A 17,856-nucleotide genomic window follows, 5' to 3' on the forward strand; every position below is an offset into this window, starting at 1 on the left:
AGATGAATCCAAACATAATTAATAACTTGGTAGATTTTATAAAAAATTCACCTAAGAAATCAAAAGAGGAAGTTTTAAAAGTAATTAGTGGAAAAGAAAATCTTGGCGGAAGACCTAAAATTAATTTGAATGGTGAGGTGAGAGGGTTTTTTCGATTTACTGAATTGAATGATATTTTAACTTTTAGGAAGTGGAAAGAAAATTTAGATCAAAGAGGAATTTCAATCCAAAAAGAAGTTAATGATTTAATAAGAAAAGGCATTTCTGAAAGTGAAGCAATTGGTTCGATAAGAAGTTTCAAAAATGAAATTAGATATGCATTAACTAAGGCTAATTTTGCTGCACTTTCGCCTTTTTATACCAAATTAGAAAAGCATTTACTTAAACAAGATTTAATGATTGATGTAATTAATTATAAGTTGAATTTAATAATCAACACCTTATTTGGAGTAATTGATATAAACAGTGATAAAGCATTTGAACTTATATCAGCTAATGATATTGAAACAGAACCTAATATATTTAATTTAATAAAAAAAGATATGTATACAAAAATTGAAAAGCGATTTGAAGTTTTGGAAGAAAAACAAAAAGAAATTAATAAAACTAATAATGAATTTTTAGAAGATGTATTTTTTAATGAGGATCAAAAAATTTATGGATAAAAAGAAGATATTTAAAAAGATTTTTATTGGTGGTGGCCTTGTTGGTGTTTTTGGACTAATAGGGGCTGGTATTCAATATGCTGTTAACAAAGATAAAAATGCAAAAGTTGAAGAAGAAAAAGAAGAAAAAGAAGAAAAAGAGAAGAATGCGAAGAATAATGAAGAAATCAAAAAGTTTCAAAAAAACTCAATTTCTTCTTTTTCTCTACTAAGAGAATTTGAAGAGATTCCATTTGATTCCAAACATAAAGAATGAGTACCAGAAACAATTGATGATTCTTTATGAGAAAATCTTTCAGAAAAAGTTATTGAAACCAGAAAAAGTTCATACTTTATGATTTCAGATGCTAAATTATCTGATGCTAAAAATAAATTGATAAAAAAAATCGAAAGTAGAATTGCAAGTTATAACTGAAAGCGAAAATATGGTTCCAAAGCCGAAAAAGAACAATGAAGAAATGTTAAAATTTCATCCGATTATACAATAAGTGAATCAAATAGTACAAAACCAGTTTATTGTATAGGTATAAATTGTCGTGGTTCTTATGAACATACAAAAATATTTTCTGTTAGTTGAATTAACTACAAAATTAGTTATGAAATATATAAAGATGTATATGATGAACGTGGTGCTTATGATACTTTTAAAATGCGATTTAAGACTGCATTTGATAAGCAAAAGACAAGTGATAATAAATTAATTTTAGAAACTGATTATCAAAATGAAGATATAACTAATTTCAAAATTAATGAGTCTAAGTATGAATCATTTGAGTCAAACTATGAAAAATTAAGTAAATGATTTGATTACAATTTTAAATCAAATAATTTAATCAATGGATGAAGTTTAAAATGAGAAATCAATAAGGATAATAACAACGCCTTTAATGTTTTCATTCAAGATAGTAATGGTAAAATACAATACATTTTTAAGAATATTAATATTAAATGAAAACCTAATGAAAAACTTGGTATTTTAGACATTACTGATAGGTTAGTAATTAAACCATCTAAATATGTTGATTTTCGTGAACAAAGTCTTAATAATCCAACTGCTTTAACAATGGATAAACCAACCAGAAAACCAAATGATAGTGAAATTAAAAAAACTGGTAAAGAAATTTATTTAGGGACATGAATTTATCATGCCCCAGTATCTGTTAGTTTTTTAGCCTTAACAAAAGAAAATGAAGTATTAGAAATTAATGGAACCAAAATTGATGTATTAAATCAATTATTTACTTACACACTTTATGATCAAAGAAAAAATCCTAACGATCAAGAAGAAATTAATGTAGGTGATAAAGATAATCCTAAAAATGTAAAGAAAAATGAATACACAATTACAATAAGTGTTTTTGATAATATTAACACCGATGATTCATATAAAGAAAAATACACTTATAAAATCATTATTGATAGTAAAGCAAATGCTCAAGATTATAAATGATATGCTTGAAATCCTGAAAAAATTAAAACTCAGAAAGATAGAATTACAAAGTATTTAACTGATGAAAATGATAATCCTATTTTCGATGAAAAGGGGAACTTAATTCCCAATCCAAAATATGACCCTCTAATTGATGAAAACACTGGAACAAAGAAAGAATTAGTTTGATTAGATTTTTCACAACTAAACTTAAAATGAGATCAAAGTGATTTTGATGAATACTACGAAAAATTTATTGAAAAATATAAAATAAATCGAATTGCTTACCCAAAAGAAAAGATGTGAAATTATCACAAAGAAACTTCTTTACCTCCTTTTACTTATAATTTATTACATTTTTCAAACAATCGATTAACTGCTAATGATAAAGGAGTTATTGCTGAGGCATCAGTTTTAGGTAAAGGAGCAATAAAACAACTTGTTGGAAAGACTCAACAATATTTATTATTTAAATTAGACCAAGTAAAAGATAATAAATGAAATTTGGAACTATTAGACAATAAAGTAAGTGATTATTCATATTTTTCTACAACGGGGCTATATTTATTTGTAAGTGCTCCTGAAAATGGAATTTCTTCATACAAATTAATTTTAATTGATGAAAGAAATGATCATAATGTTAATAATAAATTATTTACTGAAATTAAAAATGATTTGAATTATATTAATAATTTATGAACAACCACACAGGGTTTCTTCTTTAAGAATTTCTTAATTAAAAGAATTAATTTAGATGATTCTACAATTGAAAAACTAAACTATGAAGAACTAATGGAATATTGAAAAGCATATATTAGTTTCTTAGCATATAGTGGTGAAGAAAATATTATTATCGAGCCTTCTTTTAATATCTCATCATTACAAAATAAATTTAATAATGCAAATGAATTAAGAGAATTTCTAAGTCAAACATATGCCAACCCTAATGATTTTATTAGAGACTTTGGAAATGGTAAATTTATAAATGAATTAGGTATCAGAGAAATGAATGTTAGTGATGAAGGTTTATTATCATTTAAATTATATGTAGCCAACCCTGATCTACGCTTTAAACTTAATAATATTGATTATCAATTTAAAATTAATTTCATTGATGAAACCACTCAACATAGTAATATTTTTATCTATTGAAATGAATTAAGTTTTCTAAGAATTTATAGTCAAGCAAATACTAATAAATCATTTATGAAACTTATTCATGATGAATTAAGCCAAAATGGCTTTTCAAACTTTATCAATAATAATGTTAGTGATTTAGATAAGATTGATGTCGAAAATTCACTTTTATATTTAGCAAATGATCAAGAATTTAACATTGAATTAAAATTAAAGGAAACTTATAAGGCTAATACTAATTTAATTAATCCTTTTTTCACTTTTAGACTAAATTATTTAAATCCTGAGAATGAAATTTTTAATGATTTTGAACCAAAAAAAATTGTTTTAAATAATATTAATGAAAAAGATGAATTAATCAATACTATTCAAAACAAAATTGTTGAACAAATTACAACATATAACCCTGATTTAGTTTTAAATAAGCATTATAAAATTAATTTAACTGATGAACTAATCAATCAAATTCTTAATTATAAAACTCATGATGTTAATACACAAAATCCATTTTGACTTGTAATACTTCCTAAATCTCCATATTATGCTAAAAATAAAATCTTATTTCCAATAATCAATTTAGATTTTTATCATTTTGAAGATCTACATTTCAAAGATATTATTTTTAATCAATCAATTGAAAATTTAGAAGATGAAAATGATTTAGTTTCATCTTTAAGAAAAGAAATTGAAAAACAAATTAATCGCCAATTAAAAGCATTAACAAACAACATTTTCTATTATGAAAACAATGAAAATAGCAATGTCGATATTGTTGGATTAGATGATCAATACTTACAATGATTATTAACTCAAAAAGAGTTAAACTTAGAAATAACCCCTAAATCATATATGTTAGATCGCGGTTCAGGTATTGCTCATGTTAAAGTTATTAATACTTATTATGGTAAGAGGGAACCCTTTGATTTAAACGAATTTCATATTGAAGATCTTAAATTAAGAAGCACTAATGTAAAGGACGTTGAAGAAGAAATTAAAAGTTATGTTGCAGAAAAGTTTAGATTTATGGATTTAAAGGAATTTAAAGACTATGAATTTGAAAATCTAAATCAAAACACCATTTATGAGTCATTTAAAAAGAAAGATAGTTCTAAAAGTTTAGCAATAACAATTAAAGGTATTTCTTCAAATGTTTCAGGAAAATTAAGTTTTATGGCTAAAAAAGAAATTAAATTTAATCTTTTGGATTATGAATGAAATAACATTAATTTAAACATTGATGTAAATTATCATTCATATGGTCAAAAACTATTAATTTTAGAAACAATGAAGAAAGAAATTCAAAAGCAGTTGCAAAACCAAATTAATACTAATTTTCAAACTGAGATATATGATCTTTCCTTAGATTTCAAAATTATTCCTAATTTAGAAAATTCGGAAATTTTAGAAATCTTATTCTTTAATCGACCATTAACAATCAAAGTTATTGCTTATTCATTTGATTTGGATGGAGAATTTGAAATTAAAATAAAAAATTCTCATCCAAGTGCTAATAAACCCCTTGATTTAAAAATTATTAACCTACCAGAACTTGAAATAGAAATTAATAAAAATCAAAGCAAAGAAGAATTATGATTGCTTTTTGAAAATAAAGTAAATCAACACATTAATGATAATGAGGTCTTAAATGCCCTTAATTTAAACAGAAATATTGATTTTGATATTAATGTTGTCTTTTTTGAAACAATCTTTGATAATGGTGTTTATACTTCTTTTAATGACGATACTTCTGAACTGATTTTTAAATACTTTTATAATACTAAGAATGAAATTATTTATAATGAGAAAGTTTTTAAACAAATTGAAAGAATTAAAATTGCCCTTATTGCTAAACCTGATTCAAACTTATTAAATGGTTCTAAAACAGAATTTAATGTTAAATCTAAGTTAATTTCTTTTGATAAGGAAAAAGAAATTGAAGTCAATGATAAAAAAACATTTAAACTAAGTAAAAAATCTCTTATTTGAATAATCCCACTATCTGTATTAGGGCTTGGTGCTATATCCTTTGGTGGTTGAGCCTTATATGTAAGATATGGTAAAAAGAAAATAAAATAAAAAAAGAAGCCACAATTTAAACTTAAAAAGTTTAAGTGGCTTTTTATAATTCTAATTCTAAGTCTTTTTCCTTCGGCATCTCATTTTGCTTTTCAGGAGTTTTTTCGATCTCTTTTTCTTGTTTGGTTTGCTTATTTATTCATTTACGATATTCTACATCAAAGTAGTTATCTTGGTTATATGCAGAAATCTTTTGGTTTTCATCCAATGAATTAAAGATTTCTAAACTATGTTCTAAAAAATGATAATTTCTTTGAAATGCCTCAGTTTTACTATACCAAGTTGCCTTAGAATATGAAATAGATTCAATTTCAAAAATATTAAAATCTTTATTCTTAATATTTTCTAAAACTTGTTTCATTATGGCATTATAAACCCCTTGATTAAGTAAGATACCATTGTTGGTTTTATCAATTTCAAATAGACTAAAAAACAATTCTTTTTCCATAACATTAATCGCTCTTGTATTAATTGCTGAAAAATGTCCATCACCATATATTCCCTGAGGAACAAGAATGTTGGTTTTATCTTTCTTGGTTTCCTTGTAATTTCCTTCCTTAACACTTTTTGCAGCTAAATAATACACCTTATCATTTGATACAAAAATAATATATGGCCTATTTATTTTGAATATGTTTGTTTTAAAAATTTCGTGAGATTTATTTCTTCCAATAGTTGCATATGATTTATTAATGTTTCTTTGTTTTCATATAGTTCCGTTTATCATATATAAATTATAATCCAGATAAAATAAAAAAACAGGATTACCCTGCTTGCGCCCTTTTTCATTCCCGTCACGTCGCCAAGATAAACTCTTGACCCGTGATCACAGTCGGAGTTGCGCCTCTCTTCTTATATGTAATTATTTTATCATAAAAAATTTGTAAAAAACAAAAAAACAAAATTTCTTCCGCATTCGTTTGCACTTTCCAATTTTTTTGTTAAGATAAACTTTTTGATAATGGATCATATTTATAGTTGTGTGCTATTTTATACACAATTAATCTATTATAAAAATTATGTTGCTTTAATTTTTCTTAAAATTTTAATATGGAAGACAATTATTCTAATGAATATAATGAATTTGAAATTAAATCTTATATTAAAGAAATAGAAAAATTAGATGAAGAATATAGAAATTCAGACAAAAGAAAAAATAATGGTTGAAAAATTCATTCTTATGTTATTAGAAAAATTAAGATAAGACAAGGCGTTTTAAATGTAAAACTTACTAAATATAAGAAATTCATTAATGGTAGATATAAAACATATATATTTAATGATTTTTATTTATTACATAATAATTTTAATAAACAAATAGATGCTAATTACATAAATCAAATTACTTCTGAATATTTAAATGGTGCTAGTTATCGCCAATTAGAAAATAAATATAAAGTTAGCAGAACTACTATTTTAAATTACATTAAGAATAACATAAACAAAGTTTCTGCTCCTTATTCAAATCTAAAAAAATATAATAATTTAAAGAATGGTGATGTGTTATATATAAGTGTTGATGATACTTATTTAAAATATAAACAAGGTAGAAATACTGTAAGAAAAACAAAATGTCGCGTTGCTAATTTTTGAATGAGAAATAAAAAAGGACAAATGATTAATACAAACCATTTAATCCTCTTTTATCATAGCAAGTATTTAATTAAGACAAGCATTTATGCTTCTGAAATTAATAATGTTATTTATCATTTTTATAAGCAAAACCTAAAAATTATAATTCTTGGCGATGGTGCAAAATGAATAAAAAAATTGGCCAATCTCTTGGGTGCTAAAAATATTTTATGCAGATTTCATTTATATGCTAAATTAAGAGTTATATTTAACAATAGTACTGAAACTAAAAAGGATTTAATCTCACTTTATAATGACACTGGAATACATTTAAGACAAACAATTTATCAGTATTTACATGATTATAAAATCAAAGAAATTGTCAAATTGATATCTCAAAATTATAATTTGATCTTTCATTACTTAGGTGAAAATAAGGCAAAATTATTACATAATTTTTCAATATATTTAAATAGAAATAGATTGGGTATTTTGGAAATAAAAGATGATAATGAAATCTATAATGGAAATAATGCTGAACCATTTATTTCGCACTTGATAAAAAGAAAAACAAAGCATTCTTGAAGCATTTATAGCATAAATAATGTAGTAAATTTAATATTAAATGACTATGCAATTACCAATTATCCACTTTATATAAAAGTGAATTTTTAATGTTTAAAATTTTATTATTCCATTTTTTATACCATTAAAATATTAATTTTTTATATTTATTATATAAATATAATATTTTATTTTAATAAGTTTTAAATAGTTAAATTATTTTTTAATGCTTTAAATTTTAGTTTTTTGTGCTTAAAATTATTTTAAATTTTAATATTTTCATTACAATGTAATGAAGAAAAAGGAGATAGCACCCTGTTTAAGGTTTTGTGTGCGTTGTTCTCCGGTACTTTATAGTAATGTGTGAGTGTGCGCACGCGCCCGATAACTATGGTTTTTTAATAAAAAAACCTCTTAAAATAAAAAACTAAAAATTTTAGGATTTAGCAGTAGATTTAAAAATTTAAAAATTATAAAAAAAATTAATAAGCGTGATAAAATGATATTTGAGTAATAGTTATAAAAAAACAGCCTAAATTTAGTAAGTTTATTCAAACAATTTGTGTTTTCACAACCAATTTTTTATGTACTAAATAACTATTAAGCACTTTAAATTTGACACCATCAAATTTTTTTAAAATAAAGTAACTTAATGATTTTTGCTTTTTATAAATACATAAAATTTCTTTGTATTTTAAAAATAAATTAGGTTAACATTTAGAGAAGATTTTATTTAAGATTTGTTGTTCTAAAATCGAATGTAATTCATTTAATAAATATGATCTTAAATCATTTGTTTTAAAATCTAAATGACTTTCTATATTAATAAAATTCTTGGGAAATTTATGTCAAAAATCTTGTTTCAAATTTGTGTTTATCTCAATATTAAAAAATGAAATACTTTCATTAAATTCAGCTAATTTCAAAAAATATTCTTCTCTATTGGTTAAGAATATATCAATTGAATTCATAAGATTAATAGTTTCTTCATCAAATAATTTACTAAATTCTTTTTTATTAAAAAATTCTTGGTTAAATTCCTTAAATGTTTCTTTTTCAAAATCCAAATTTAATAGTTTGCCCAATTCATTAAACAAAATATTCATATTTGTTATAAATCTTTTTCTATATGGAAAATGATAATAGACAATAAAATTACTCAATAATAGTGTTGAGAGGGCTTCCTTTATTTTTGTCTTATTTTTTAGTTTGGACTTATTTCAATAATAAAGCCATGCCAAATCTCAGATAGAATTTCTTAATTTATTTACATCTTTATGCATCACTATATATTCCATAATCTGAAACATTTTCATTGCTATTTGTCAATATTCATTAACTAAAAATTGTTTTCCTTTTTTGATGACAAAATTTGATGAAGCTATTTTTTGAGGAAGTATTTCATATCAATATCCATCTATTCAAAATTTTACATATGAATCATGTCAATTCTGAATACAAGCCAAATTCTTTGAAGTTCTTAAGTCCTTTATTTCTAATCTTTCTTTGTGTGAATTCAATAATAAATCAAAATCATTGTTTTTTCTTCAAAAAATTCCATCATTATATAAAATTGCATAACTGCCTTGCAATATATGTTTATTTATGAATGTATTCTTTGTTTTAAAATAGAATGATGCTCTAATTAACCTTTTAATTTGAAGGCTAAGAATAAAATAATTTAATTTATATAGCATTTTTATTGACCTAAAATAATTATTAAATATATTGCATTCAATATTAGCTAATATTAAAAACAACGAACATAAATAAGCACCAATTAATGAAATAGTCAAATTTATATATAAATAAACATTAAGTTTATAGAAAATAAATCCTAAAATCATTATTAGATTTAGTAACATTAAAAATAACAATGCTCAAAATAGTTGGTGCTTCTTTTTTGTGATCAATAAATTCAATTTATAAGCAATATCTTTTATTTCTTTCTTATTCATTATTGCATTCTTCTTTATGAAAATTCTTTTTATCAATAAATTCATAGCTTATAAATTGTTTTTTAATTAAATCATTATAAATTTTATTATTATATGATATAACTTTTGCATTAAATAAAATAGTAAGGAATAACCCTCAAACAATTGAAATTGAAATTCCCATTATTATAAAAATTAAAGAATTACTTTTTGCATCAGATGTTCAATTTCAAACAAATAAACCAAATAAAATTGCTGAAACAACTATTTCATATAATAATGATATTAAAAAAAAACACTAATTTCTTTACTCTCTCTTTCTTATCCTTAATTTTTAGAAGAAAAATTATTATTAGTGACACTTGAATAAGATGAATTATTATATAAGTAATGCCTAAAATTACAATTAAAAATCAGTTATTTTCAGTAGGTATATTATCAAAATAAAGTAATAGTATAACTAAGAAGATTGGTAAGAAAAATTCTCTTACAATTGAATAAATCAAATATGTTTTCAAACACATTTGTTGTTTTTTTAATTCAACTAATTCTTTTTTTCATGTCTTAAGAAAAGTAAATGAAAATTCTTTTTTTGTTGTTTCTTTAAAAATAATCATTCTTTTAAAAAAAATATTGATTTAACAAAATTATTTCAATCCAAGTTTTATTTTTATTTAATAAATATTGCCTATTTAAAAATGCCAATAAATTAATAAATTTGAGCTTCCCATTTGGATTCTCTTTTTCATACTCTGAAAAAAGTTCATAAATTCCATCAATATAAATAAAAGAAAAATGTTTAAAAAACAATATAAATTTTTTATTTTTTGTGTTTTTTTTGTCAGGTCATAAGACTAAATTCAAATCCGATAAAACTCAATAATGCATTGTAATAATTAAATAAAGTCTAAAAAATTTAATGAATTTGAAAAAATTTACATTCTTCCATCTCATTGTTTGATTGCTGAAAATTAATCTTAATATTAAAAGTAATCCAATGATTAATAACAAAATGGAGGAAGGTATATAAATTCCTCAAAGCAAATAAGGTGTTTTAACCAATATTTTGTCTCATTTTTGTGAATTTATTAAAATTGTTGAAATCGCAATCATGAATCAATAATTTATTCCCAAAATTGAAAAAGCAAATTTAGATTCTTTTTTTCTTTCTTTATAAGAAAATTCATAATTATATATTTGCATTGCACTTAAATATATTTTATTATTAGGTCTAAGCATATAGATTGTCTCTTTTAAATCTTTCTATTTCAGCTCTGTAATGAGCAGTGCTCATTAATTTTTTTATTTCTCAAATATAATTGTTAAAGAATTTATTTAATGTATAATAGCCAAAATTTTTTGTATTATTTTGAACAAACAATCAGCCTCCATGTGCTAATGATCTTAAAAATCTAAAATTTTTTTTATGTTTGATTGCATATAAATTCTGAACGATATATGGTAATACTTTTGTAATATCTTTTACCTTATCTTTAACAAAGGTATCAATGAAATCAGCAAGTCACACCAAGGATTGTACTACTTTTATACCTGCTAAAACAAGGTCAAGAGGAGTTCCGGTTGGGTCATCAAAACCTTCTCCAATTTTCATAACATTATCCACAACATCACTTATATCAGGTAATTCTTTCTTAACAAAATCTAAATAATATTCATAATTATATTTAACAAATTCTTCAAGATTTTTTCACTCTGAACTGTTAATATAATTTTCTTCGGCTCGTCAATGTGGAACTTCTTTGCCAGGGGTCCAAAACAATAAAATTTCATATTCACGAATTTCTGAAAAAGTTATTGGTGTATATAATTTTTCATATTCAATATCACTACTTTTAGATCTAAAATTAATATTTAAACTTACTCTATTAATAAAATTTATGTCCTCTTGATACTTAATTATTAGATTTTTTGCTTCTATTAAATCTTTATATTCAATTTTTTCTCTTAAAGGAATATTAAATTCCTTAGCTGCTTTTTCTATATAACTAATATCATTTTTAATAAATGCTTGCTTAATTTTATCAAATTGTTCAAATGCCTTAATTTGTGTTTCTTCATAAACAATTCCATTATTATTTATATAATTCATTTTCTCTCCTTATTTTTCCTTTATATACCTTAATTATAAAACATAAAGATTAGAATAAAAATAAATAGCCATTGCTACAGCTATTTATACAATTTGTATTACTTTTTTAGTTTGGATAAAGCATTGGATGCCGCTTCTTTTTCAGCTTGTTTTTTACTTGCTCCAAATCCTTTGCCATAAATTTGGCCATCAACCATCAAGATTGATTCAAAACCGTTTTTAACTTCCTTATTTAAATAATGAATTTGGGAAATCTTATATGATTGCACATATTCTTGAAATTCACTTTTTGGATCACGCAATTCATTTTTTAAAAAATAAGGAATTAAAGGGAATAAATATGTGCTAAGAAATTCCATTAAAAAGTCAATTCCTTTGGTTATATACAAAGCAGCACAAAAACTTTCAAATAAATCTGAATCAATCTTGTCGTTTTTCCCGTTAATAAATGATTTTTTGGTGAAAATCATGCAATCAACTAATCCTAATTTATTGGCTAAATTTGCTAAAGTCTCACGATTTACTAAAGCACTTCTTAATTTAGTAGCTGACCCTTCTTTTAAGTTTTGGTGTTCAAAAAAGATTTTTTTAGTACTTAAATATTGCAATAAAGCATCACCTAAAAACTCCAAATATTGATAATTACGATATTCTTTGTGTTCGTTTGCAAAAGAATTATGCACAAATGCTTCAATGAAATATTTAAATTCTTTTTCAGAGGTAACTGTAATATTTAATTTGCTTAATAAATTTTGAATTTTTTGAATTTTTTCTTCCATATTACTCTTCTTTATTTAAATTATCAATAATATTTTGTTCAATTGCATTTTTAATTTGATTTAAAGCACCTAAAAAGGCTTTAGTGTCACTTATTCCATGTGCTTTAACAACAATTTTGTTAAGTCCAATTATAAAAGCACCACCAATATTACGATAATCATATCTACATTTAAATTTCTTTAATTCATTTTTCAATAAAAGACCGCCAATTTTTGTCTTAATATTTTTATAAATCATTTTTTTTAATAAACCAGAAATCCCTAAAAATGAACTTTCCAATGTTTTTAAAAAGATGTTGCCATGAAACCCATCAGATAAAACAATATCAACTTTATTATTAATAGCATCATTTGGTTCAATAAAACCTACATATTCAAAGGGAAATGATTCTTTTAATAATTTATTTGCTTCTTTTAAAAAAATTGTTCCTTTATAATCTTCTGTCCCGATATTTAAAAGACCAATTTTAATTTTTTTTGAAGAATTTTTAGTTAATAAAGGAAAATAAGATAAAGCAATTCTTGCTCAATCAACAAAATATTCAGGTTTAGCATCAATATTAGCCCCACAATCTAATAATAAAATATTATTGTTAGTAATGGTAGGAACTATTGGCATAAAAGCTGGTCTAGCTACATTGTTTAATCTTGGCAATTTTAAAGTTGCTAAACTAACATAAGATCCGCTGTCACCACTAGACAAAATTGCACTAGCTTTATCTTCTTTTAATAGATTAAAAGCAGTTAACATTGAACTATCTTGACGCAAAACATCTCTTAAAGAAGCACTTTTTTGAACTAAATTAGGTTGATGAACAATTCTTATTTGTTTAGGGACGTGATTTTCAAATTCTTTTTTTATTATTGTCTCGTCACCCACAAGAATCAAACTATAATCCGGATTTAATTGAATAAATTCTTTGGAAGCTTTAATTGCTGGAATTTGACCATCATCATTATTTAAAAGGTCAAAAATAATATTTTTTTGCATTGTTATTCAACTGATATATAAAATGGATAAATAGTTTGATTTCCTTCATAAATCTTAACATCAACATCGTAGTTCATTTCAACGAAGGCTTGAATTTCTTTTGCATCAGCTTCTGAAGCATCTTGACCATAAATAATGGTAACTTGTTGCGATTCTTCGTCAATCAATGCTCTTAATAATTTAATTGCTGCTTGATTAGCATTTGAAGCAGTACTAATTAATTTGTTATTAGCAATTACCATGTAATCACCATTTTTAATTTTGATTCCATTTAATTTAGTATCTTTAATTGAAGGAGCAATTTCGCCATATTTAAGCGTTTTAATAATTTCTTTCATTAGAATATGATTATCTTTTTCACTATTTTCAGGACTAAACATGGATGACACTGGAAGACATTGTGCTTGAGATTTAGTTGGCAATATAATTACTTTCTTATTTGAAACAATAGTTGAGGCTTGTTGAGCTGAAAGAGTAATATTTGAGTTATTTGGTAATATAAAAATAGTTCTTGCATCAATTGATTTAATTGCTTCTACAATTTCTTTAATTGAAGGGTTATTTGTTTGGCCACCTTCAATAACATAATCTACATTATTAGCTTTAACTAAACCGATCATTCCTTGTCCAGTGTTACATGAAATTAAAGCACATCCTTTTAAAGGTTTAGCTTGCTTATTGTTAGAATCATTTTCCTTCTTCTTATTGCTAATATTGTTTGAATTTTGCTTAGAATCATTAGCTTGTAAAGTCATATTATCAATCTTTACTTTTAAAAATTGACCTTGACTATTAACGGTATTTAAAACATCTCCAGGTTTTTTTGTATGAATATGCACTTTTAAAATGCTTTCATCAACAATAACGACCATCGAATTACCAATTCTTTCTAATCTTCTTGTTAAATTTTCCTTATCAAATTTTCCTGGTTTATTTAATTCTAATAAAAACTCAGTACAATAACCAAATTCACCATTAAAAACTTCTTGATCCGAAATAAATTTATCTATTGAATGTTCTTGTTCAGAAATAGTTACTGGTTCACCAATAAAATATTGATAAATTCCTTCAATAACTGCAAATAATCCTTCACCACCTGAATCAGTTACCCCTACTTCACGCAATACTTTTAATAATTTAGGAGTGTTGTCACAACTTGTTCTAGCTAAAACTAAAGCATTTTTAAATAATTGTTCAAAAGTAGTATTGGCATTAACTGATTTTTTTAACCCTTCTGAAACTTCTCTTATAACTGTTAATATTGTTCCTTCAATTGGTTTTAAAACAGCGCTGTATGCTGATTTAGTGGCTTCTTCAAAAGCAAAAACCATATCAATAGGAGTTGCAGATGTTTTTGCATTAAAACCATTTGCAAAGCCTCTAAAAATTTGACTTAAAATAACCCCTGAATTTCCTCTTGCCCCTAATAACATATGTTGGGAAATTGATTTTGCCACTTTATCTAAATTAGTTTCAGTTACATTTTGAATCTCTTTTTGTGCATTCATAATTGTTGAAGCCATATTAGTTCCAGTATCTCCATCAGGAACGGGAAACACATTTAAAGCATTAATAGCATTCTTTTTGTTTTCGATATTATTGGCTGCCGAGATAACAGCCATTTTTCATTCTTGTCCACTAATCTTGTTCATTTTATTTTGTTCCTTTAATATAGATTTCTAATTTGCCTAAAACATACTCACTTTTTGATAATTCATAAGTAATAATTTGATGGATTTCTTCAACAATATGTTTAGCTGAAACATTTGTTATTAAAACTAGACCAATACTTACATTTAAAATTTTGGGAAATTCTAATGATTCCTCAATAACAATATTTCTAGAGTCTAATTTAGTGTCATCATCATTTGTAATTGATCTAAAACCTGCAATCCCAGCAATCATTTCAATATTTGAAATTATAATTTCTTTAATATTTTCTAAATTCATAGCACCTCTTATAGATAAGATTTTTTAATAGGAAATTCGTGAGTTAATTTAGCAATTTCTTTTTTAATAACTTGTAATAACGCTTCATTTTCAGGATCTCTTAAAGCTTTATCAATTAAATTGGCTAAAATAATAAATTCATCTTCTTTAAAACCTCTAGAGGTCATTGCTGGAGTACCTAATCTAATTCCACTTGTTACCATTGCTGATTCAGTATCAAAAGGAATCATATTTTTATTAACTGTAATATTTAATTTATTTAAAGTTTGTTCAGCTTGTTTTCCAGTTATACCATATGAGGTTTTAACATCAATTAAAAATAGATGATTTTGGGTTAAACCTGAAATAACTTTAACTCCTTTATTAATGAAGGTTTGACAAAATGTTTTAGCATTAATTACAATTTGTTTTTGATATTCAATAAATTGGGGCTGTAGTGCCTCATAAAAACTAACTGCTTTAGCTGCAATTTGATGAAATAAAGGGCCTCCTTGATAACCAGGAAAAACAGAACGATTAATCTTTTTAAATAATTCTTCATCATTAGTAAGAATAACTGCCCCTCTCGTTCCTCTTAAGGTTTTATGTGTGGTTGTCATTACCACATCAGCATATTCTGCTGGTGAAGGATGTAGACCAGCAATAATTAAACCTGAAATATGAGAAACATCAGCAAATAAAAATGCCCCTACTTCATCAGCGATTTCTTTAAATTTCTTAAAGTCAACAATTTGTGAATAAGCTGAGTAACCACAAATTATCATTTTTGGTTTAACAACTTTAGCAATATTTAAAATTTCATCATAATCTAAAAGACCTTGTTCATTAACTGAATATGTATATGAGGTATAGAATTTACCACTAAATGAAATTTTAAATCCATGAGATAAATGACCTCCTGAATTTAAATCTAAGCCCAAAACCTTATCACCTGGTTCTAATAGGCTCATATAAACAGCAGCGTTAGCAACACTGCCTGAATATGATTGAACATTTGCATATTTCATATTAAATAATTTGGCAATTCTTTCTTGGGCTAATATTTCAATTTGATCGACATATTCACAGCCGCCATAATATCTTTTATTAGGATAACCTTCACCATATTTATTAGTTAAACATGAGCCAGCTGCTTTTAATACTTGTTCTGATACATAGTTTTCAGAAGCAATCAATTCAATATGTTCATCTTGTCTTTCGTTTTCTAAATTTATAAGTGCTTCAATATCTTTGTCTTGTAATTGGATTTTTTTATACATAATAACCTCCATAAATAAACAACTAAACCAGAGTGTTGATTTAGTTGTTTGAAATTAATCTAAAAGGGATTTAGTTCTACGTTCTTCTTCTTGAATTTGAGTTTCAACTTTTTTCACTTTTCTTTTAGCTACAGCTTTATTAATAGCAATAATAGGGATCGCAACAAATGCTAAAAAGACTGCTGGTAAAACTCTATAAAATCAAACACTAGCATCACTAGACACAATAAAGGAATTCATTGCTAAAATAATCGCAATTAGGAAATTTAAAGATTCTATTTTTAAAACTTTAAATCCCCAAATTAAAGCTGCAATAATTGCAAATTGCACAATTCCAACACCCAAGGCAATTGGCAACATTACTGCTCAACGATCTAATTGTTTAGTAGCATGAAATACTATTCCATCTTTACCAGCTAATAAGAAAACTAATAATGAAGGAATTGCAATTAAAAATAATCCTGTTAAAGCAATTTTTCAATTGTCTGATAAAATTTTTCTAGCTGGTTTATCACTTGCTACATAACGTTCAATATTGATTTTTCTTTTTTTTCATTTTTTGTTGTTTGACATAATATCTCCTTATTAAAGCATATAAATTTTAACAAAAAAAATTGTTTTTGCCCCTTTTAAAAAGAAACCAAAGGCATTTTTCAATAAAAATCTATTTTTATTTGTTAAATAAGTAAATAAGAAAAATGAAAATGATTTATTTTCATTCTTAAAATCAAGTGGCAATTGCAACACAATATTTAAATAAAAAAATGAAGCCACTTCACAATAATGCAATTTTAATTATTGTGTTTTCTTCATTTTTTAATTTGGTAAAAATACTTGTTTTTCAAAAATAATTGTTTTTTATATACCTATTATTCATGTTAGGGTTTTCTTTTTTATTGATTAGTGATCTATTTATTAATTGAACATTCGTTTTAGCAACTTATTAATCACTTCCTTTTATTTTTCTGAAGATAAAGCAATTTTTAAATCCTCTTCAGCTTTTAAAGCGGAAAACTTAATCAATTCTTGATTATTTAGGATTCTTGGTAGGATAAAGAATGAAGGAATTATAAAAAATATTCCTAAAATTAATAAAGCTTGTGCGCTTATTCTGTGCATTTTAATTGTTAATAAAATGTTTAAAACAGCAATTACAATTGGAAATAAAACAATAATTGATATTAAAAATTTTTTTATTCCTGCAATTATCAATACTTCTTCTTTAGTAGAATCTTTAGATTTTAACATTAATACAACTAATAACGCAAATAAAGAAATACAAAGAACAATAAAGTAAATAATACTAAAAATTAGTGAAACTAATGCAATTCTCTTAATTTCTTTTCTCATTTAATATAAATCTTCTTTTTAGATTTTAATATAAAAA

The 17,856-nt window shown here is 24.3% G+C and carries 14 protein-coding genes; 3 read left to right on the forward strand and 11 right to left on the reverse strand.

Translation table 4 applies throughout. The features are described from left to right. Positions 1–2: 2 nt before the first annotated feature. Positions 3–665, forward strand: coding sequence for an Mbov_0398 family ICE element protein (locus T401_RS0100100; protein ID WP_033178468.1), 663 nt, complete (start codon positions 3–5; stop codon positions 663–665). Further along, positions 658–5,307 carry an Mbov_0399 family ICE element protein gene (locus T401_RS06175; RefSeq protein WP_145960551.1) on the forward strand — a complete coding sequence of 1,550 codons (4,650 nt, stop codon included), beginning with the start codon at positions 658–660 and terminating at the stop codon, positions 5,305–5,307. The genes T401_RS0100100 and T401_RS06175 overlap by 8 nt, the downstream gene beginning before the upstream one ends. A gap of 43 nt (positions 5,308–5,350) precedes the next feature. On the opposite strand, the gene T401_RS03320 is transcribed toward T401_RS06175, so the two are convergent. Then, complete coding sequence (locus T401_RS03320) at positions 5,351–6,034, reverse strand: Mbov_0400 family ICE element protein (protein ID WP_052169623.1); 684 nt, start codon at positions 6,032–6,034, stop codon at positions 5,351–5,353. A gap of 323 nt (positions 6,035–6,357) precedes the next feature. Between T401_RS03320 and T401_RS06180 the strand changes: the two genes are divergently transcribed. Continuing rightward, positions 6,358–7,554 carry an Mbov_0401 family ICE element transposase-like protein gene (locus tag T401_RS06180; RefSeq protein WP_033178469.1) on the forward strand — a complete coding sequence of 399 codons (1,197 nt, stop codon included), beginning with the start codon at positions 6,358–6,360 and terminating at the stop codon, positions 7,552–7,554. Positions 7,555–8,153: 599 nt separating this feature from the next. Here T401_RS06180 and T401_RS06185 read toward each other — a convergent pair. From T401_RS06185 to T401_RS0100170, 10 genes are all read right to left on the reverse strand, one after another. Continuing rightward, positions 8,154–9,401, reverse strand: a complete 1,248-nt coding sequence (locus tag T401_RS06185; RefSeq protein ID WP_033178470.1) for a hypothetical protein — start codon at positions 9,399–9,401, stop codon at positions 8,154–8,156. After that, positions 9,394–9,564 (reverse strand): hypothetical protein, encoded by a 171-nt coding sequence (locus T401_RS06190; protein ID WP_156935652.1) that lies wholly within the window; start codon positions 9,562–9,564, stop codon positions 9,394–9,396. Before T401_RS06190 ends, T401_RS06185 begins: the two co-directional genes overlap by 8 nt. A gap of 1,047 nt (positions 9,565–10,611) precedes the next feature. Beyond that, complete coding sequence (locus T401_RS06195) at positions 10,612–11,490, reverse strand: hypothetical protein (RefSeq protein ID WP_033178472.1); 879 nt, start codon at positions 11,488–11,490, stop codon at positions 10,612–10,614. A 98-nt stretch (positions 11,491–11,588) separates the two neighbouring features. After that, the gene (gene rnc, locus T401_RS0100135) at positions 11,589–12,269 is read right to left on the reverse strand and encodes a ribonuclease III (RefSeq protein WP_033178473.1); all 681 of its coding nucleotides are present in this window, start codon (positions 12,267–12,269) and stop codon (positions 11,589–11,591) included. A 1-nt stretch (position 12,270) separates the two neighbouring features. Continuing rightward, positions 12,271–13,260: a phosphate acyltransferase PlsX gene (gene plsX, locus T401_RS0100140; RefSeq protein WP_033178474.1), complete on the reverse strand. Its 990-nt coding sequence runs from the start codon at positions 13,258–13,260 to the stop codon at positions 12,271–12,273. Between the two features lie 2 nt (positions 13,261–13,262). Beyond that, the gene (locus T401_RS0100145) at positions 13,263–14,912 is read right to left on the reverse strand and encodes a DAK2 domain-containing protein (RefSeq protein ID WP_033178475.1); all 1,650 of its coding nucleotides are present in this window, start codon (positions 14,910–14,912) and stop codon (positions 13,263–13,265) included. 1 nt (position 14,913) lies between these two features. Further along, positions 14,914–15,210, reverse strand: coding sequence for a hypothetical protein (locus T401_RS0100150; protein WP_033178476.1), 297 nt, complete (start codon positions 15,208–15,210; stop codon positions 14,914–14,916). Between the two features lie 8 nt (positions 15,211–15,218). Continuing rightward, positions 15,219–16,469 carry a serine hydroxymethyltransferase gene (gene glyA, locus T401_RS0100155; RefSeq protein ID WP_033178477.1) on the reverse strand — a complete coding sequence of 417 codons (1,251 nt, stop codon included), beginning with the start codon at positions 16,467–16,469 and terminating at the stop codon, positions 15,219–15,221. Between the two features lie 54 nt (positions 16,470–16,523). Next, positions 16,524–17,042 carry a hypothetical protein gene (locus T401_RS06200; RefSeq protein WP_033178478.1) on the reverse strand — a complete coding sequence of 173 codons (519 nt, stop codon included), beginning with the start codon at positions 17,040–17,042 and terminating at the stop codon, positions 16,524–16,526. A gap of 384 nt (positions 17,043–17,426) precedes the next feature. Continuing rightward, positions 17,427–17,819 (reverse strand): hypothetical protein, encoded by a 393-nt coding sequence (locus T401_RS0100170; protein ID WP_033178480.1) that lies wholly within the window; start codon positions 17,817–17,819, stop codon positions 17,427–17,429. Positions 17,820–17,856 lie beyond the last annotated feature (37 nt).

This window comes from Mycoplasma anseris ATCC 49234, from assembly GCF_000702805.1.
GTDB lineage: Bacteria > Bacillota_I > Bacilli_A > Mycoplasmatales > Metamycoplasmataceae > Metamycoplasma > Metamycoplasma anseris.